This window comes from Collinsella sp. CM84Y_54 (genome assembly GCF_036317945.1).
In the GTDB taxonomy this organism is placed as follows: Bacteria; Actinomycetota; Coriobacteriia; order Coriobacteriales; family Coriobacteriaceae; genus Collinsella.
This window is the reverse complement of the sequence record NZ_JAWQCX010000004.1, coordinates 223,260-242,655: the sequence shown is the minus strand read 5'-3', so window position 1 is coordinate 242,655 and position 19,396 is coordinate 223,260. Positions and strand designations below refer to the sequence as shown.

The window sequence follows — 19,396 nt, the reverse complement described above, 5'->3', positions numbered from 1 at the left end:
GAGTGCCGCTTATGAGTCGCCGTAATACCGAACTGCTTTTACTCATCGCCTCGGCGTTCCCCGTCATCCTGCTGTATGCGATGTACGTGCTCACCGCAGGCGCCGCCATCTCGTTTGAGACACTTGCCGTTCCGATCGGTCTCTTTGCCGCCTTCGCCGCGGCGCATATCGCCGTACGCATTCTGGCACCCGGCGCCGACCCGGCCATCCTGCCCATCGTCTTTGTGCTTTCGGGCATTGGCATCACGTTTGTGACGCGCTTGGCGCCCACGCTCGCCATCTCGCAGCTCGTCATCCTGTTTGTCTCGGTGGCGCTGATGGTAGGTACGCTTGCGCTGGTCAAAAACCTCGACGTGGTCATGCGCTACAAGTACACCTTTGGCATCATCGGCATTATCTTGCTGATGCTGCCCATCTTTATCGGCACCACGATCTCGGGCTCCAAACTGTGGATTCGCATCGCTGGCTTTACCATTCAGCCCGGCGAGTTCGCCAAGGTCTTTATCGTGCTGTTCCTAGCCGGCTATCTGGCCGAAAACCGCGAACTGCTCTCTATCTCCAACCGCAAGATCTTGGGTCTTAAGATTCCGCGCCTGCGCCTGCTGCTGCCGCTGTTCGCAGTCTGGGGCGTATGCCTGCTCGTCGTTGTCTTCGAACGTGACCTGGGCTCGGCCTTGCTGTTCTACACCATCTTCTTGCTGATGCTCTACGTTGCAACGGGTCGCTTCTCGTATGTCATCATCGGCCTTGCGCTCTTGGCCGTGGGGGCCGTGGGCGCCTACAAGTTCCTGTCGCACGTCCAGGTGCGTTTCCAGATCTGGGCCGATCCCTTTAAGGACGCGCAGGGCCAGGGCTACCAGATTGTCCAGTCCCTCTTCTCGCTGGCCGACGGCGGCCTCGTTGGCGTCGGCATTGGCAACGGTATGGCCAATAACATCCCCGTCGTCGAGTCCGACTTTATCTTCTCGGCTATCGGCGAGGAGATGGGCCTTTTGGGCGGCGGCGCCGTTCTTATCCTGTTTATGCTCTTTGCCGTGCGCGGCCTGACCACGGCAGCCCGTGCCAAGTCCGACCTTGCCGCTTTTAGCGCTACCGGTCTTACGGCCGCTATCAGCTTCCAGGCTTTCTTAATCGTTGGTGGCGTTACCCGCCTGATTCCGCTGACCGGCGTCACCCTGCCCTTTATGAGCCAGGGCGGCTCCTCGCTGCTGGCAAGCTTTATCATCGTCGCACTTTTGCTGCGCGCCGGTGACGAGGCAACCGGTCGCGAGGCCGAGCTCACAGGCACCGGCACCATGGCCGCCATCACCGACGACCAGGTCGCCTCGGTGGCCTCCCCGGCCGGCACGCGCTTCGCCACTTCGTCTTCGTATCCCCGCGGCAGCCACTCCGCCGCCTCGCGCATGCGCCGCCGTCTGCTCGACACGCCCGAATCCGGCGTACTCGGCCGCGTGGCGCTCGCCAATCGACTGACCCGCGCCGTGTTCGCCTTTACGGCACTGTTCGCCATCCTTATCGGCAACCTCACCTATGTCCAGGTCATCAAGGCCAAGGACTATCAGGACATGCCGACCAACAACCACACCATCGCCCGCTCCAAGTACATCCAGCGCGGCTCTATCATCACGTCCGACGGCGTGACGCTGGCCGAATCACTGCAGCAGGAGGATGGCACCTACGCCCGCTCCTACCCCAACGGAAACATGGCCGCTCACGTGGTGGGCTATGTAAGCCAGCAGTACGGCACCGCGGGTATCGAGAGCGTCATGAACGACACGCTCACCGGCTCCAAGGATTACTCCAGCTGGAACAACGCCCTCGCGTCGCTCGCGGGCCAAAACCAACCGGGCAACACCGCCAAGCTCACCATCGACTCGCGCATCCAGACGGCCGCCGAGCAGGCGCTCAAGGGCTTTAAGGGCGCCGTGGTGGTTATGGATCCGCGCACCGGCGCGGTCCTCGCATGCGCCAGCTCGCCCACCTACGACAACACCAACATCGATGCCCTGATGCAATCGGGTGGTGGCGAGGACGGCTCCATGTACGACCGCGCCATGAACGCGCTTTACACCCCGGGCTCCACGTTTAAGGTCGTCACGCTTGCCGCGGCACTCGAGACCGGCACCGCCAGCCTTTCGAGCACTTACAAGGCGCCCAGCTCCATGGACATCGGCAACGCACCGGTCACCAACGACGCCAATGAGAGCTTCGGCACCATCAGCCTCCAGCAGGCCTTTGCCGTATCGTCCAACGTCGTCTTTGGCCAGGTAGCCAACGAGGTTGGCGCCAACTCTCTCGTCCAGTTTGCCAACGCCTTTGGTTACGGCCAAAAGCTCGGCCAGGACCTGACCGCCGCGGCTTCCATCATGGCCGACCCCTCGCTCATGACCGAGTGGGAGACCGCCTGGGCAGGCGCCGGCCAGCCCGTCGGCATGGACCACACGCCAGGCCCGCAGACCACCGTCATGCAAAACTGCGTGATAGCGGCGGCCATCGCCAACAGCGGCGTGGTCATGGACCCGTTCTTCGTGGCCCAGGTGCTCGCCCCCGACGGAACCGTGGTCAAGACCACGCAGTCCCGCTCGCTCGGCCAGGCCGTCAGCGCCACCACGGCCGAGCAGGTCAAGCAGGCCATGCTCGCTGTTGTCCAGTCCGGCACCGGCACCGATGCCCAGATTCCGGGCGTCAAGGTCGCCGGCAAGACCGGTTCGGCCGAGACCGGCGGCACCAACGTCAACTCGATGTTCGTCGGCTTCGCACCTTACGATTCACCCACGGTCGCTATCTCGGTGGCTTTGGAGGATTACGACAAACACGACGTCAAGGCGGCCAAGATTGCCGGCATCGTCCTGACCGCGGCACTTGCCGCCCAAGGAGCGTGATGCCCGTGATCGAAGCACGAGTATGTGGCGTACCGCAGCCAACAGGCTAGCGGCAAGGCGCCACGCGGCCCCAGCGGCCATAGATTTGGTACTACACACATCGTTGAGCGAATAAGTTAGTTAGGAGCAGGAATGGAACAGAGGGTCCTCGGGGGAAGATACCTCCTCAAGGATAAGGTGGGAACGGGCGGCATGGCGACCGTCTTCCGTGCGCAAGATCAGGTTCTCGACCGCACGGTTGCCGTCAAGATCATGCTGCCGCAGTACGCCGGCGACGCCACCTTTGCCGCGCGCTTTAAGCAGGAGGCCCAGGCAGCAGCCGGCCTCTCCTCCCCCTATATCGTGGGCGTCTACGATTGGGGCAAGGACGGCGATACCTATTACATCGTCATGGAGTACCTGCGCGGTACCGACCTTAAGAGCGGCATCAAAAGCCACGGCGCCCTCGATCCCAAGAAGGTGGCGCAGATCGGCTCGCAGATCAGCTCCGCGCTTTCGGTCGCCCACAAGCACGAAATCATCCACCGCGACATTAAGCCGCAAAACATCATGGTGCTGCCCGACGGCAACATCAAGGTCATGGACTTTGGCATCGCACGTGCAAAGAACAGCCACCTCACGCAGGACAACAATGTACTGGGCACCGCCCACTACGTAAGCCCCGAGCAAACGCGTGGCCAGGACCTCGGTCCCACCTCGGATATCTACTCCCTGGGCGTCGTGATGTACGAATGCGCCACCGGTCGCGTCCCCTTTGACGGCGACGACGCCATCTCGGTTGCGCTCAAGCAGGTAAACGAACTGCCGGTTCCGCCGAGCCAGATCAACTCCGGTGTCGATGCCGATCTGGAGCGCATCATCCTCAAGTGCATGGAGAAGGACCCGGCGAATCGCTTCCAGACGGCCGACGAGCTGCGCCAGGTGCTCAACAACTACCTGTCCGGCCGCGCTGTCAACGTCTCCGAGCCCACGCGCATCATTGGCGCCGCCGGCGACCTGGGCGCAACCAAGACCCGCGAGCTGTCTGACTCCACGCGCACCATGGTACGTCCCGTCTCGGGCGTGAGCGGCCAGAGCAACGCCCGCAGCGCCGTTTCGGGCTCCACGGGCTCCTACGAGGTCGATCAGCCCAAGTCCAACAAGAACAAGATTATCGCCGCCGTAGTCGCCGCAATCGCCGTGGTTGGCGTTGTGGTGGCCTTCGCCACCGGACTCTTTGGGGGCGAGCAGGTTACGGTGCCCGATGTGCTTAACAAGGACCAGCAGACCGCTATCGAGCAGATCAAAGAGGCAGGCCTTGAGGTCGGAACCGTCGACCAAAGCTACAACGACGATGTCGATGAGGGCAAGGTTGCCGAGCAGACCCCCAACGGCAACACCAAGAAGCCCAAGGGTACCAAGGTGAACCTGGTGATCTCCAAGGGCCCCAAGCCCTCCGAGAAGGTTGAGGTTCCGCAGCTCGTCGGCCTGACCAAGGACCAGGCTGAGGCCGCGCTGGCAAGCGTTGGACTCAAGGGCGAAGCAACCGAGGAGGCCAACGAGGCCGAAGAAGGCCAGGTCTTTGAGCAGGGCACTGATGCCGGCAAGGAAGTCGAGAAGGGCACGACCATCTCGTACAAGGTCTCCAGCGGACCCGACACCACCTCCGTCCCCGATCTGACCGACATGACCGAGGCCCAGGCACGCAACGCCCTCGACATGGCCGGTTTTGGCGTCGACGTGAGCTACCAGGAGAACGACTCCGTCACCGAGGGGACCGTCATTAGCTGGAACCCCAGCGGTAAGCAGAAGCCCGGCGCCACGATCACCGTCGTCATCGCCAAGAAGTCCGGCAAGGCAAACGTCCCGAGCAACCTGTACGGCAAGAGTATCTCCTCCGCCGTCACCGCGCTCAACAACGCCGGATTCTACAACATCGCATTCTGCGATCAGAACGGCAACCCCGTGAGTGGCAACGAAAACGCCACCGTGACGGGCGTCTCCCCCACTGGCAAGCAGTCCACCGACAGCACGATCACGCTGACGGTTTCGATTTCTGGCTCTGGTACTGATTCAGGCAACGATTCCGGCACGACCAACTAGTCATCAAGACGTTGCCCACAGCGGCTGATGCCGCAAACATATTCGCTCAATGGCGCCCGTTTGCTCCCCCGGCAAACGGGCACTTTCTTTATCTGAAGCGGCGAAAACTACGGCATCTCTTTAAACCAGAAGAGCCCGGCACCGTGGTGGTACCGGGCTCGATATTCCTCTGGTGCCCCCGGGCGGATTCTAAAACTCCCCCCGCGGGGAAATTGGTGACGCGGGTGTCGACGGTCCGAATCCTGCCCTTAGACCAGAAGAGCCCGGCACCGTGGTGGTACCGGGCTCGGCAAATCTCTGGTGCCCCCGGGCGGATTCGAACCGTCGACACCCGCTTTAGGAGAGCGGTGCTCTATCCCCTGAGCTACGGAGGCATGTTGTACTAGTGTAGCAGATTTACTGCATCGCCATACGTCGCATGACTAGACTTCGAAATTGCGGTGGAATAGTTCCCGCCTAAAGCATTAAAGCCGTATTCAGGAACTATTTCACCGCAACTTGTGAGGAGCTAGTTACCTTTGTGGAAGAGATTTTTGATAACGGAGGGGATGCTCTTGGCGCCCTTGGCCGTCACATCGATAAAGTCGGGCGAACGCACGAGCTTATCCTCGTCGACGTACTTGCGGACAGCACGAAGCGTCTCTTTGTCGTCGCGCGTCGAAAACGTAAAGTGACCGTTGTCCTTGGTGAAGATGGCAAAACGCGTGATCTTCTTGGTGCCGCGTAAAACCTCGGCGGCAATATAGTCGACCTCGTCCCACGGGATTTGAATATAATCCTCGGGATTGCGCTCGTTGTAATACTCGAACGCCTTATTGCCCACCATCACGTTACCGTGGCTGGTAAGCCCCATCAGGCAGGTTGCCGGCGTTGCCAGATCGACCGTGCTGTTCTGAGATTGCGCCATGCGCGCCTCGCCCTCCAAATAAAACAATCGGACCGCATCCAGTGTACCCACCGGGTGCGGTCCGTTTCAATGGCTCAAAAGCCCTTGCCTAGCAATTCTCGGTCTTAAGCCGAAACGTGCTTACATGAAGCCGCAGACGCGACCGATGATGCCGATGGCGAAGAGAGCCAGGATGATGACGATCGGGCTGACCTTCTTCTTGAGGAGCTTGCAGACCAGCAGGGTCAGGCACACGGCGGCAAGGCCGGGGATGAGCTGATCGAGGTTGGCCTGAAGCGTGGTGACCTTCACCTGATCAAGGGCGTTAGCACCGATGGAGTTATACATCGTCAGTGCTTCCTTGACACCCTCAGAACCGGAGGGCAGGTTAGCCCAGTCGATAAAGGCGCCAGCAGACTGCGTGACCTTGGAGACGACCGGGGTGAAGGAGATGGACACCCAGCGCTCGACCAGGGCGCCGATGATGAACATACCCAGGATGGAAGCACCCTCGGTAACCTTGCCCATCAGACCGCCGGAGAGGTCCTTGGCGATGGAGGAGCCGACCTTGTAGCCAAACTCCTGCGTGTACCACAGGAAAGCGTAACGGATGATGTTCCATGCGAAGAAGAACAGCAGCGGACCGGCGATGCTGCCGGACAGGGCCAGGGAAGCGCCCAGAGCGCCCAGAATCGGGCGAAGGGTGAACCAGAAGGCAGGGTCGCCGACGCCGGCGAGCGGGCCCATCATACCGACCTTGACGCCCTGAATGGCGACATCGTCAATCGGGGCACCGTTGGCGCGCTCCTCCTCGAGAGCGAGGGTAACGCCAATGACGGGGGCGGAAACATAGGGGTGGGTGTTATAGAACTCCAGGTGGCGCTTAAGAGCGGCAATCTGGTCATCCTTGCTGGTGTAGAGCTTCTTGATCGCAGGGATCATTGCGAAGCACCAGCCGCCGTTCTGCATACGCTCGTAGTTCCACGAGCCCTGAAGGAACTGATGACGGAAGCAAACCTTCTTGCGGTCAGCCTTGGTGAGCTGAATCTTGTTCTCTGCCATATGTATCACTCCCCTCCTACTCGTAATCATTCAGAATGTCGCCGAGCGGGTCGCCGGAGCCACCGCCCATGCCGCCACCCTGCTTGGCCAGATCCTTAAGGCCAAGGTAGATGAGGGCAAGGGAGATGCCGATGAGGCCAAGGGCGATCAGCGTGAGCTGAGGGATGGCAGCAAGGACAAAGCCGAGGATGAAGAACGGCCAGGTCTCCTTGGTGGCCATCATGTTGATGACCATGGCGTAGCCGACGGAAGCGACCATGCCGCCGCCGACAGCCATGCCGCCGGACAGCCAGTCGGGCATAGCGTTAAGCGCGTTGGTAACGGCCTCGGCCGGGATGATGCACAGAAGTACTGCCGGGATGGCGATACGAAGGCCCTGCATGAGGATGGCAGCGTACTGCCAGCGCTCGATGCCAGAGAAGTCGCCCTTCTCGGCGCAACCGTCCATGGCGTGAGCGATAGCGGTAGCAATGGTACGGCAGATCATGGTCAGGAACAGACCAGCGACCGACAGCGGGACAGCGACGGCGATGGCCGCGGTAACGGCCTTGGCCGAATCAGTGGCGCCGCCGTTGAGGGCGAGCACCATGATGATCGAAGAAGCGACCGAGGCCAGAGCGGCGTCAGGCGCGACGGCGGCGCCGACGTTAGCCCAGCCAAGGGCCATCATCTGGAGCGAACCGCCCAGGAGGATGCCCTCCTGAAGGTGACCGGTTACGAGACCGATAAGCGTGCATGCCACGAGCGGCTGATGGAACTGGAACTCATCCAGAATGCCTTCCATACCAGCAAGCAACGCGACAATCGCAACAAGCAGAATAGTGATTGCAGACATGTATCGGACCCTCCTTTACTATGCTTGAGCGGCCAGTTCGGCCTTAGCTTTCTTCAACATGGCGTCGAGATCCTCGGAAGCATCCGAAGGAACCTTGCGGACCTCGAACTTGACGCCCTTGGCCTTGAGGGCCTCGAGGGTCTTAACGTCGTCATCGCCCATAGCGACGGCGTTGGTGACGACGACCTTGCCCTTGGAGTGAGCCATGGAACCGATGTTGACTTCCTTGATGTCGACGCCGGCCTCGATGGCCTTGAGCAGATCCTGCGGGTTCTCAAAGAGCAGCATGGCCTTGGTGTCACCAAAACGCGTGTCCTTGACGACCTCGGCCATCTTCTTGATAGGCACGACGTTGGCATGGACTCCCGGAGGGGCAGCCTGCTCGATCATGGTCTTGCGGAGCTCGTCGTGAGCAACGCCGTCGGAAACCACGATGATGCGGTTGGGGTTGATCTGCTTGGTCCACGTGGTGGCCACCTGACCATGCAGCAGACGGGTGTCGATACGGACGTGGGCGATCTTGATGTGCCCGTCGCCGATGACCGTTCCCGGAGGGATGGCGCCTGCAGGAGCAGCGGCGGCCGCAGCCGGCTTCTTCTCCTCGGGCTCCAGAGACTCGGGCTTGACGCGCACGCCAGCCTTAGCCTCAGTCACGAGATGTTTTGCGATCGCATGTGCAGTGTTCTTTGCGTCAAAGCGCTGCGAATATGCCTCGATGAGCATAGGCAGGTTGACACCGGTGACGATAGCCCAGGAATCGTGGCCCTCGATGAGCCCGCTGATCTGGTTGAACGGCGTGCCGCCCCACAGATCAACGAGGAAGAGTACCTGCTCCTGGTCGTCGAAGGAAGCGACTGCTTCCTCGACCTTAGCACGGAAGTCGTCGGGGCCCATGCTCGGCTCGAGCGAGACCACGGCCACAGACGGCTGATCGCCAAAGACCATCGAGCCCGTCTGCTTGATTCCAGCTGCCAAGTCCCCGTGGCTAGCAAGAACAATACTTACCATCACATAACCTCCTTTTTGTCTACGTATTTCCTACACGACATGAAAGGAGTATAGCTGTTTGGTTTGTGGAATTATATCTAAATTCGTAAAAGGTTGCATTATTTGTTTAAACGTCCAAGTTTGTTACAAATTGATTACGTCGCTGTTTTTCGACTCATTACCCGTCAAAGCGTCGCTCATCAAGCCATGTATTTTACAGACACAAGCATGCTGTTCATTAATATCGGTTTTAAACAAGTGCGAATGCGCTCGTACTGCCACTATTTTGTTTAAACGGACATGGCTTGACTATTTTCATGACTTATGGTTACGAAACCACTCAAAATAGTTGCGGTGGAATAGTTCTTGTTTAAGAGCCAGAAGGCTGGATTGAGGAACTATTTCACCGCAACTTATAGGGAATCCCAGGCGATGCGGAGGGGGTTTGCGGCGTCGACGGCGTCGGGAGCGTCGGAAGGACTGGCGGGGGCAGCGTCTGCCGGATCCTCGTCGGGGGTCTCAATCTGCTTGATCATGACCTCCTGGCCCTGCAGCAGGTATGTTTCGCCACTGCCGCAATGGGGGCAGGTCTTGCCGTGCTCGACTGTCGCATAGTCGCGGCCGCACGCCTCGCAATGCGTCACGGCCTCGACAGGCTCCACGACAAGCTCCGCGCCCTGCGTGATAGGCTTTTTATCTGCCGCCCAGCGCCAAGCGTCGAGCAGCAAGTCGGGAACGACGCCCGAGACCTCGCCCAGCAGCAGCGTGACGCTCGAAACGCGACTCACGCCATTGGCGCGCGCCACGCTCTCGACATCGCGAATAATGTGATAGACGATTCCCAATTCATGCAAGGTAGAAACCTTTCAACAACGGTTGATGCGATGCAAACTCAAAGCAAGGGGACGGCAAAATCTAGTCTGCGCCGTCCCCTTACCCGCCATGGTTACCTATTTCGACCGAACTTGATTTTGATTGCACGCTTTAAAGCATACTTGCCAAGGCTCGGGAGCTTTTGCTCGTATTTGACCATCGTGGAGCACTCGGGGCGATCGCGATCCAGGTGGATGGCATCGAACGCGCACTTGGTGGTGCACAGACCGCAGCCGATGCACTTGTTGGAGTCGACGATCGAGGCACCGCAGCCCAGGCAGCGGGCGGTCTCGGCGCGCACCTGCTCTTCGGTAAAGGTCTCGACGTACTCGCTAAAGGGCGCAGCCTTCTCGCGGTCGCGGTTAACATGCGCCACCTCGCGGCTCGCGTTGTCGTAGCTCTCGATCACGACATCGTCGCGGTCGAGCGCGGTGTAGCGGCGCTGGTTGCGGCCGATGTTGAGCGTGGAGCCCGGTTGCACAAAGCGATGGATGGAGACGGCGGCCTCGTGACCGGCGGCGATAGCGTCGATGGCAAAGCTCGGACCGGTGTAGACGTCGCCGCCTACAAAGATGTCGGGCTCGGCGGTCTGATAGGTCTGAGGATCGGCGAGGGCGCCCTGGCCGCGGCCAAGCTCCACCTTGGAGCCAGCCAGCAGATCGCCCCACACAATGGACTGGCCAATCGACATGACGACACGGTCGGCATCGACACGGCGCAGATCGTTCTCGTCGTACTCGGGCGTAAATCGGCCCTCGTCGTCAAAGACACGCGTGCAGCGCTTGAAGGTGATGCCGCACACACGACCGGCCTCGTCCAGGTGAACCTCCTTGGGGCCCCAGCCGCAGCTGATGTGCGCGCCGTCCTCAACGGCCTCGCGACGCTCCTCCTCGCTGGCGGGCATCTGGGCCTCGCTCTCCAGGCAGAACATCTCAACGTGCTCGGAACCCAGACGGCAGGCGTTGCGCGCGACGTCGATAGCCACGTTGCCGCCGCCCACCACGATGGTGCGGCCGGGCAGCGCGTCAATCTTGCCGCTGTTGACCTCGCGCAAGAAGTCGACGGCCACGGTCACGTCCTCGGCCGCCTCGCCCGGAATACCGGCGAGGCGGCCGCCCTGGCAGCCGATGGCAACATAAAAGGCCTTAAAGCCCTGCTCGCGCAGCTCGTCGAGCGTCACATCGCGACCGACCTCAACGCCATAGCGGAACTCGGCGCCCATCAGGCGAATGACCTCAACCTCTGCCTCGATAACGTCCTTCTGCAGCTTAAAGCTGGGAATACCGTAAGTGAGCATGCCGCCCGGGCGCTCGTTCTTCTCGAACACGACGGGCTTGTAGCCCTTCTCGGCCAGGTAGAAAGCGCAGGACAGGCCGGCCGGACCGGCACCGATGATGGCGATCTTCTGGTCGAAGCCGCCGGCACGCGTCGGGGTCACCACAGGTGGGACATAGCGGGTCGCGGCATCCAGATCGCGCTGGGCGATGAACTTCTTGACCTCGTCGATAGCCACGGCGGCGTCCACACGGCCGCGGGTGCAGGCGTCCTCGCAGCGGCGGTTGCACACGCGGCCGCAGATAGCGGGCAGCGGGTTCTCGCGCTTGATGAGCGCCAGTGCCTCGTCATAGCGGCCCTGCGCCGCAAGCTTCAGATAGCCCTGAACGGCAACGTGCGCGGGGCAGGCCGTCTTGCAGGGCGCGGTGCCGGACTCGTGCGTCTCGATACGGTTATCGTTGCGGTAGTTGGGCGACCACTTGGTGTGGTCCCACTTGGTGGCATCGGGCAGCTCCTGGCGCGGATACTCGGGTAAGCGGCCGCCGGCCTTTTTGCTGCAGAGCTTCTGGCCCAGCTTGGCGGCGCCGGCCGGACACACCTCAACGCAGCGACCGCAGGCCACGCACTTGTCCTTCTCGACCTTGGCGACATAGGCCGAGCGCGACAGGTTGGGCGTGTTGAACAGCTGAGAGGTGCGCAGGGCGTAGCACACGTTGACGTTGCAGTTGCAGATGGCGAAGATTTTGTTCTCGCCGTCAATGTTGGTGATCTGGTGCACAAAGCCGTTGTCCTCGGCCTGGCGCAGGATGTCGTAAACCTCGTCGCGCGTCACATAGTGGCCGCGGTCGGTCTCAACCACATAGTCGGCCATATCGCCCACGGCAATGCACCAGTCGGCGGGGTCGTCGGCGCAGCCCTCGCCCATCACGCGACGGCTCGCGCGGCAGCTGCAGGTGCTGGCGGCATACTTACCCTCGTATTTGTCGAGCCAGTGCTCGATATGCTCAATAGGCACCGAGGTGCTCGAAGCATCGATAGCCTTCTCGACCGGAATGACGTGCATGCCGATACCGGCACCTCCGGGCGGCACCATCGGCGTGGCTTTGGACAGCGGCCCCTTGGAGGCCTGCTCAAAGAACTTGGCATAGACCGGATGCTCCTCGAGCTGGCTCACGCGCATGTTGAGGAACTCGGCGGAACCCGGTACCAGCATGGGCAGCACCCACTGCTTGGCGCGCTCGGGATTTTCCCAGTTGTACTCGAGCAGACCCGTGTAGCTCATGTCGTCGAGCATCTTCTCGATCTGGGCCTCGGGCATGCCGGTGAGCTTGACCATCTCGGGCAGCGTATAGGGACGGCGCATCTTCATCTTGCAGAGCACCTCGGCCTGCTCGTCGGTCGCGGCCTCGGCAAACGACCAGTACTCGTAGCCCAGCAGCTCGTCGCGATGCAGCAGACGGTTAGTGCAGTGCTCGCACAGCTTGACGATTGCCTCGCGCGGATGCTCTGGCAGCGGCGGCACGAACTCCGAACCAATGTCGGGCTCGGTGTAGCTAATTCCCGGTCCGTTGAGAATCATGGTTGTCCCTTCTCTTGCCGCAGCCCGACGAGGCCGCAGCGCCCCTCTTTTTTTGCAGGTCGAGCATGCCCCATGCCGTTCACCCGCCATTGTTGACATTGTGTCAAAAATAGTATTGACGAACCGTCAACAATATTCAAGACTGTTAGGTGAACGGTCAGGCAAAAGAGGATGAAAGGCGGCAAAACATGGGCAACAACACAGCAGATACCTCTGTGGCCGATGCCGTCCCCGCGCCCGACAGCACGGCCAAACGTCTGACGGGCGACGAACGCCGTCGCGAGATCCTCGATGCCGTGCGCACCGTAAGCTCCGAGCTGGGCGTGTCCCATCTATCCGTCTCGGCCGTGACCAAGCGAGCCGGCTGCACGCGCTCGCTGTTCTACCACTACTTCGCCGACATGGACGCCGCCGTCACCGCCGTCATGGACGAGGCGATCGACGGTTTTATTGCCGAGCTCGAGCAGTGGAATGCCAGCCGCATCGTCGGTGATATCGAGGGCGCACTCGACACCGTCGCCCCGCTCTTCAAGCGCCTGGTCGTCAGCGGCCACGAGCTGCCGAGTACGCTCACCTCGAGCAGCGGCGCGCTCTACGGCGGCTTTTTGCACAACGTGGTCCAGCGCGTGGCGCAGTATATCTGCGACACCACCGTGGTGGATTTTGTCGCCCATCATGAGCTACGCATCGATCATGTCTACGAGACGTTCTACACCCTCATCATGGGGTTGTTGATGTATATCCGCACGCACCCCGATGTGCCCGACGAGACGGTCAAGGAAATCATCGCCTCGACACTCCACATCGAGGGCTATACCGCCAAGTATCCGGAGCGCAAGCCCCAGAACTGACGACATTTGGCCAAACTGCCCGCGATCAGAAGAGGGGCCGCGGGCGTGTGAAAGGAGAGCAGCATGCTGTTCGATGTTTGGGGTAGCGATACCCTTATCCACTGGGCCGGCTGGGCCATGGTCTTTATTGGCCTCATCGTGCTCAACGAGGTCGGCCGCCGCACTAAGCTGGGCGCGGCAATCATCTTTGGCGTGGCTCCGCTGGCCATGACCATCTACTGCGTCGCCATCGCCATCGGCGTTTCGCAGGGTGCCGAGTGGGCGCTCACCAACCCCACCCATGTGTACCAGAACAGCTGGTTCCACTACGCCAAGGTATACGCTGCGCTGGCCGGTTGCTGGGGCTTCATTGCCATTAAGTACCAGTGGGGAAAGATCGGCAAGGCGCATTGGTTCCGTGCGTGGCCGTTTGTGATCGTCGCCATCAACATCATGATCGCCGTCGTGTCCGACTTCGAGAGCGCCTATCACTTCTTTGTACTGGGCGAGTCCACCTGGGTCACCTCCGAGGGCGCCACGCAACTCGCCGGTTGGAACAACGTGTTCAACGGCATCGCCGGTATCATCAACATCTTCTGCATGACCGGTTGGTGGAGCGTCTATGCCTCCGAGGACAAGACCGACATGCTGTGGCCCGACATGACCTGGGTCTACATCATCGCCTACGATATCTGGAACTTCTGCTACACCTACAACTGCCTGCCCACCCACTCCTGGTTCTGCGGCTTTGCGCTGCTGCTGGCGCCCACCGTCGCCGCCTTTATCTGGAACAAGGGCGGCTGGATTCAGAACCGCGCCTTTACGCTTGCTATTTGGTGCATGTTTGCCCAGGTGTTCCCGTACTTCCAGGAGGAGTCCGTCTTTGTGACCCACTCCACGCTCGACCCCGGCGCCGCTACCGCGGTCTCGATCGCCGCACTGGTCGCCAACGTCGCCGCGATCATCTACATCGCCTACCGCGCCAAGAAGCTCGGCCGCAATCCCTACAAGCAGGATGTCTTTGAGGGCACCAGCGATTGGGAGAAGGCTACCGCTCGCCGCGCCAAGGTTGATTACGCTCACGCCGAGTAACATGTTGGTCGCTGTTGGCGCCTGGGCATAGGCCCGTCCGCCAGACTTTCAATCCAATGTCTCGCAGAGCCCCCGGAAAGCGTTTCGCTCGCTTTTCGGGGGCTTTTGTCGTCGCGCCTCTATTCATCTATTCAAAAACATGCGCATATTTAAAATCGGATTTCAAATCATGCGGCGGCTCTATGGGGTCCCGTTTTTGGGTACAGTGTTGTCCCGATATTGAGCTTGGGGGATATATGAAAGATGAGACGATGGACCAAGAGGATGCGGCCCAAGATGCAGAAGCGTGTGCCGAGGCCCTGGAGAGCCTAGACCGGATTTCGCTTGACGATGTTGCGTTTGACGATTCGAGCGTTGATGTGCAGGATGAGCCGGAAATCGAGGCGCAGCCCGATGATCAGGATGCAAAAGACGATGGCGCCGCGCCCACCGAAGACGGGGCGGGGCACGAGGAATCCGAATGCGAGGCCGACGGCCAGCCCGGATCCGACACGAGCGAGGAAACCATCTTGCTCGACAACTTGCCGGCCGAAGATTCGCTGACCCGCGAGCTCCCTGGCTTAGGCTCTGCGCCTGCCGTGGACGAGACCATCGCCATGGGCGATATTCCCCTACCGTCCGTTCCTTCGGCACGCGAAGCCGAGGTTCGTCATCGTAAGATGTCGCCCAAGCGCCGCAACCTGATGGTTGCCGGCGTTGTGGCCGTCGCGCTCGTCGCCGGCGGCGCAGGCTATGCTGCCTGGAACGGATATCAGCAAGAGCAGGCTGCCGTGCTTGCCGCAAACGCCCATACCATGATGTCGGTGCAGATCGGCGTGCATGCCGCGGGCCTCGACTGCTCAACTGGCTCTAAGATTCCCGTGCAGGTGAGCGGACAGGATTCCGACGGTTCTTCCGTGAGCGAAACGCTCTACGTTGACGAGCATGGTCGCGGCATAAAGCTGCTGCCCGGCGATTACACGTTCTCCATCGCCGCCTCCCCCATCGCGGCCGACGGCACCATCTACACCGTCCCGACCACCAAGGCCCAGGTCACCATTAAGAGCGATGGGCAGGATTTGAGTACCCAGGCCACCTTTAAGCTCAAGGTACCTTCGGCCGACACGGTGACCGACGACCAGATCGATGCCGCCGCCAAGTATGCCGAGGAAGGCGGGGTGAATTCCGCCGCGGTCGCAAAGGTACTCCAGCAGGCGGCAACCGCGCGACGCGACGCCGCAACCAACGCCGTGAGCTCCCGCAAGGTGCAGGCGGCCCGCGACGCCGATGCTCGACATAAGGCAACGGACCTGTATCAGCTCGATATTCCCGTTGAGTGGTACGGCAAAGTCGCGACTTGGCAAAACGGCAGCACGCTGTGCATCTATCTTGCCGGCGACACGAGCACGCCGCTTGTGACGCTTGTCACGGTGCGCGACGGCGAGAGCTTTACGCCCGATGAGGGCGACGCGGTTTTGGGTGCGGCAAACCTCGGCAACGGCTACACCGTCTACGCCAGCGGCCCCGTTTATCCGTATGTGGTGCCCCAGACCATCAACGGACGCACGCATGACCCCGTGTCGACCTACCCCATGGACACGGCCATTGAGCTTGTCGAGCTTACGACCGGCAACCGCTACACCTATAGTCAGATCAAGAACGTGCTGGTCGGTAAAGACGGCAACGCAGACGCCGCGACCAAACTCGAGACCGACTACCTCGCCCAGATTCTCCTGCCGAGCATCAAAGCCCAGGACTAGCCAGCCCAAAGACAGCCGCCCAACACCCACATCCCTAACGCAGTTGCGGTGAAATAGGGACTGTTTTTGCTGGTCAAACCGCAAAACAGTCCCTATTTCACCGCAACTTATTCATGGCCTTTTGGGTGGTACTCAGCGCCAGGGGTCGGCTTCGAACAGCGGCTCGCGCTCGGGGCGGCAATCGCTGTAGGGATCGTAGCCGTCGTCGTCCTCGTTCTCGGCACGGATGTAGGGGTCGCGCGGCTTGGGTGCCGGCTTAGGCGCCGGCTTGGGTGCGGCGGGTGCGGCGGGCGCCGCCTCAGTCGCCGGTGCGTTCGTCTTGTTCTCGTCTTTCATCTGCGTATCTCCTTGCCGTGCAATTGTGTTCAACACCATCGATTGTCGCACGAAAAAGGGCGGCGGACCCAATTGGATCCGCCGCCCTTGGCGTTTAGAGACGGCTAGTAGTTTTTAAGGCATGGCCCAAAATCTACTCGGCGTCGGGGACCTCGTAGGTGGCCGCCGGCGTGTTGTCGCACACGACGGTAAAGCCGCCGTCCTTGTCGACATCGACCGTCACCTGATCGCCCTCGCGCACCGTACCGTCGATGATGGCGGCCGCGATGGCATCCACGACCTCGCGTTGCACCAGACGCTTGAGCGGACGGGCGCCAAAGACCGGATCCAGGCCGCCCACGGCGAGCATCTGCTTGGCCGCCGGGGTGATGGCAAGCGTCATGCGCTCCTTGGCCAGACGCGCGCGGACGTCGGCGAGCTGAATGTCGACGATCTTCTCGATCTGCGCCATGCCGAGCGGATGGAACACCACGATATCGTCGATACGGTTGAGGAACTCGGGGCGGAAGGTCTGAGCCATGGCCGCGTCGACCTGATGGCGCATCTCCTCCTCGTCCTTGCCGGAAAGCTCGGCGATAGCCTTGGAGCCCACATTAGACGTCATGATAATGATCGTGTTCTTGAAGGACACCTGGCGACCCTGACCGTCGGTCAGACGGCCGTCGTCAAGCACCTGTAGTAGCACGTTAAAGACATCCGGATGGGCCTTCTCCATCTCGTCGAGCAAGATCACGGAGTACGGACGACGGCGCACGGCCTCGGTGAGCTGGCCGCCCTCGTCGTAGCCCACGTATCCCGGGGGCGCACCGATCAGACGCTGGACGCTGAACTTCTCCATGTACTCGGACATGTCGATACGCACGAGCGCGCGCTCGTCATCGAACAGGCACTCGGCAAGCGCCTTGGCGAGCTCGGTCTTGCCCACGCCGGTGGGGCCCAGGAAGAAGAAGCTTCCGATGGGCTTGTCCGGATCGGAGAGGCCCGCACGGCTGCGGCGCACAGCTGCGGCGACGGCTGAGACGGCCTCGTCCTGGCCGATGACGCGCTTATGCAGCTCGCCCTCCAGGCCCTTGAGCTTGTCGAGCTCGCCCTGCATCATCTTGGAGACGGGCACGCCGGTCCAAGCGCTCACGACCTCGGCGATCTCATCGGAGGTCACTTGCTCGTTGAGGCCCTCGCCGTCCTGCTGCTTTTGCGCCTCGAGCGCAGCCTCGGAATCCTGAATCTGCTGCTGCAGACCAGGAATCACGGAGTAGCGCAGCTCGGACGCACGCCCCAGGTCGCCGTTGCGCGTCGCACGCTCCTCTTCGCTCTTGGCCTCGTCAAGCTGTCCCTTGAGCTCCTGCACGTGGTCGATGGCGTTCTTCTGGTTGAGCCAGCCGGCCTTTTGCACGTTGAGCTTTTCTTGGACCTCGGCAATCTCTTGGCGCAGAGCCTCCAAACGCTCCTTGGAGGCGTCATCGGTCTCCTTCATGAGCGCCTGTTCCTCGATCTGCAGCTGGGTGAGCTGACGCGTGGTGGCGTCGATCTCGACCGGCATGCTGTCGAGCTCCATGCGCAGGCGGCTTGCGGCCTCATCGACCAAGTCGATGGCCTTGTCGGGCAGGAAGCGGTCGGCGATGTAGCGATCGGAGAGGTCGGCAGCTGCCACGAGCGCGCTATCGGTGATGTGTACGCCGTGGAAGATCTCGTACTTCTCCTTGAGGCCACGCAGGATCGAGATAGTGTCCTCGACGGTGGGCTCGGAGACCATCACGGTCTGGAAACGACGCGCGAGCGCCGCGTCCTTCTCGATGTACTTGCGGTACTCGTCGAGCGTGGTCGCGCCAATCGCATGCAGGTCGCCACGGGCGAGCGCCGGCTTGAGGATATTGCCGGCGTCCATAGAACCCTCGGTGGCACCCGCGCCCACGATGGTGTGGAGCTCATCGATGAACAGGATGACCTTGCCCTCGGACTTTTGCACTTCTTTGAGCACGGCCTTCAAGCGGTCCTCGAACTCGCCGCGATACTTGGCGCCGGCGACCAGCGCGCTCATGTCGAGCTCGATGAGGTCGCGGTCGCGCAGGGTGCTCGGCACGTCGCCGGCCACGATACGCTGGGCGATGCCCTCGACGATAGCCGTTTTACCGACGCCCGGCTCACCGATGAGCACGGGGTTGTTCTTGGTGCGACGGGACAGGACCTGGATGGTACGACGGATCTCGTCCGTACGGCCGATGACAGGGTCGAGCTTGCCGGCGCGGGCAAGGTCGCAGATGTTGCGGCCGTACTGTTCCAGCGCCTCAAACTGGGTCTTGTCCTCGGCAGACGTCACGCGGTCATCGCCGCGCAGTTCCTCGTAGACCTGCTCGATGCGCTCCTTGGTGACGCCGACGTCGCGCAGCACACGACCGGCCTCGCCCTTGTCCTCGGCAAGCGCCATCAGCAGATGCTCGGTCACCACAAAGCTGTCTCCCATCTTGGTGGCCTTTTTCTCGGCCTTCTCGATGACGCGGACAAGCTCGTTGGACAGGCCCATCTGCTGGCCCTCGCCCGAAACCTTGGGCGCGTGGTCGATGACATCCTGCGTGGAGCGTGCGAGCTGAGCCGGGTCGGCACCGATGCGCTCGATGATCACGGAGATATTGCGCTCGCCGGCACCGAGCAGGGCAGACAGCAGGTGAATCGGCTCCACCGCGCCGGCCTGCGCGTCGGCAGCCGTGCTCATGGCGGTCTGCAGCGCCTCGCGCGACGTCATTGCTAGCTTATCGATTCTCATGGAATCACCTCTCTTGGGGCGGCCGCCCTACGGGGCGGCTTCACGTTGTTCGAGAAGTATTGTTGCCAGCTTTGTACGATCTTATACACAAATCTAAGTCTCTATATATAAGATTTTCTGAGTGATTGATGGATAGGATACTGAGATGTCAGCCCGCCGCTGCCCAGGCGCGCTACC

Annotated in this window: 13 protein-coding genes and 1 tRNA gene; 5 read left to right on the top strand and 9 right to left on the bottom strand. The window is 61.2% G+C overall.

Features of this window, described 5'->3' with window-relative positions; translation table 11 throughout:
• Window positions 1–11 precede the first annotated feature (11 nt).
• Together V2391_RS08025 and pknB are read left to right on the top strand one after the other, a co-directional pair.
• A complete protein-coding gene (locus V2391_RS08025) occupies window positions 12–2,882 on the top strand; it encodes an FtsW/RodA/SpoVE family cell cycle protein (RefSeq protein WP_329738904.1) in 2,871 nt (956 codons plus the stop codon).
• A 132-nt stretch (window positions 2,883–3,014) separates the two neighbouring features.
• On the top strand, window positions 3,015–4,964 hold the full coding sequence (gene pknB / locus V2391_RS08020; protein WP_329738903.1) for a Stk1 family PASTA domain-containing Ser/Thr kinase: 1,950 nt from the start codon (window positions 3,015–3,017) through the stop codon (window positions 4,962–4,964).
• Window positions 4,965–5,262: 298 nt separating this feature from the next.
• On the opposite strand, the gene V2391_RS08015 is transcribed toward pknB, so the two are convergent.
• The 7 genes from V2391_RS08015 to V2391_RS07985 all read right to left on the bottom strand — a co-directional run bounded on the left by V2391_RS08015 (window position 5,263) and on the right by V2391_RS07985 (window position 12,461).
• Window positions 5,263–5,338 (bottom strand) — tRNA-Arg (locus V2391_RS08015).
• Between the two features lie 134 nt (window positions 5,339–5,472).
• Window positions 5,473–5,871, bottom strand: coding sequence for a DUF956 family protein (locus tag V2391_RS08010; RefSeq protein WP_006235193.1), 399 nt, complete (start codon window positions 5,869–5,871; stop codon window positions 5,473–5,475).
• Between the two features lie 120 nt (window positions 5,872–5,991).
• Window positions 5,992–6,912 (bottom strand): PTS system mannose/fructose/sorbose family transporter subunit IID, encoded by a 921-nt coding sequence (locus V2391_RS08005; RefSeq protein WP_022094170.1) that lies wholly within the window; start codon window positions 6,910–6,912, stop codon window positions 5,992–5,994.
• A 16-nt stretch (window positions 6,913–6,928) separates the two neighbouring features.
• Entirely contained in the window at window positions 6,929–7,747 is an 819-nt protein-coding gene (locus V2391_RS08000) for a PTS mannose/fructose/sorbose transporter subunit IIC (RefSeq protein ID WP_117770278.1), read from the bottom strand.
• 18 nt (window positions 7,748–7,765) lie between these two features.
• Window positions 7,766–8,755: a PTS sugar transporter subunit IIB gene (locus tag V2391_RS07995; protein ID WP_329738902.1), complete on the bottom strand. Its 990-nt coding sequence runs from the start codon at window positions 8,753–8,755 to the stop codon at window positions 7,766–7,768.
• Between the two features lie 392 nt (window positions 8,756–9,147).
• On the bottom strand, window positions 9,148–9,588 hold the full coding sequence (locus V2391_RS07990) for a hydrogenase maturation nickel metallochaperone HypA/HybF (protein WP_329738901.1): 441 nt from the start codon (window positions 9,586–9,588) through the stop codon (window positions 9,148–9,150).
• A 92-nt stretch (window positions 9,589–9,680) separates the two neighbouring features.
• Entirely contained in the window at window positions 9,681–12,461 is a 2,781-nt protein-coding gene (locus tag V2391_RS07985) for an FAD-dependent oxidoreductase (protein ID WP_329738900.1), read from the bottom strand.
• A 188-nt stretch (window positions 12,462–12,649) separates the two neighbouring features.
• On the opposite strand from V2391_RS07985, the gene V2391_RS07980 reads away from it, so the two are divergent.
• The 3 genes from V2391_RS07980 (at window position 12,650) to V2391_RS07970 (ending at window position 16,122) form a co-directional block, all read left to right on the top strand.
• Window positions 12,650–13,312: a TetR/AcrR family transcriptional regulator gene (locus V2391_RS07980; RefSeq protein ID WP_329738899.1), complete on the top strand. Its 663-nt coding sequence runs from the start codon at window positions 12,650–12,652 to the stop codon at window positions 13,310–13,312.
• A gap of 63 nt (window positions 13,313–13,375) precedes the next feature.
• Window positions 13,376–14,383, top strand: coding sequence for a DUF5692 family protein (locus tag V2391_RS07975; RefSeq protein WP_329738898.1), 1,008 nt, complete (start codon window positions 13,376–13,378; stop codon window positions 14,381–14,383).
• Between the two features lie 236 nt (window positions 14,384–14,619).
• Complete coding sequence (locus V2391_RS07970) at window positions 14,620–16,122, top strand: hypothetical protein (protein ID WP_329738897.1); 1,503 nt, start codon at window positions 14,620–14,622, stop codon at window positions 16,120–16,122.
• A 132-nt stretch (window positions 16,123–16,254) separates the two neighbouring features.
• Here the strand turns inward: V2391_RS07970 and V2391_RS07965 are convergent, their stop codons facing one another.
• The gene (locus V2391_RS07965; RefSeq protein WP_329738896.1) at window positions 16,255–16,458 is read right to left on the bottom strand and encodes a hypothetical protein; all 204 of its coding nucleotides are present in this window, start codon (window positions 16,456–16,458) and stop codon (window positions 16,255–16,257) included.
• A 133-nt stretch (window positions 16,459–16,591) separates the two neighbouring features.
• Entirely contained in the window at window positions 16,592–19,219 is a 2,628-nt protein-coding gene (gene clpB, locus V2391_RS07960; protein WP_329738895.1) for an ATP-dependent chaperone ClpB, read from the bottom strand.
• Window positions 19,220–19,396: the final 177 nt, after the last annotated feature.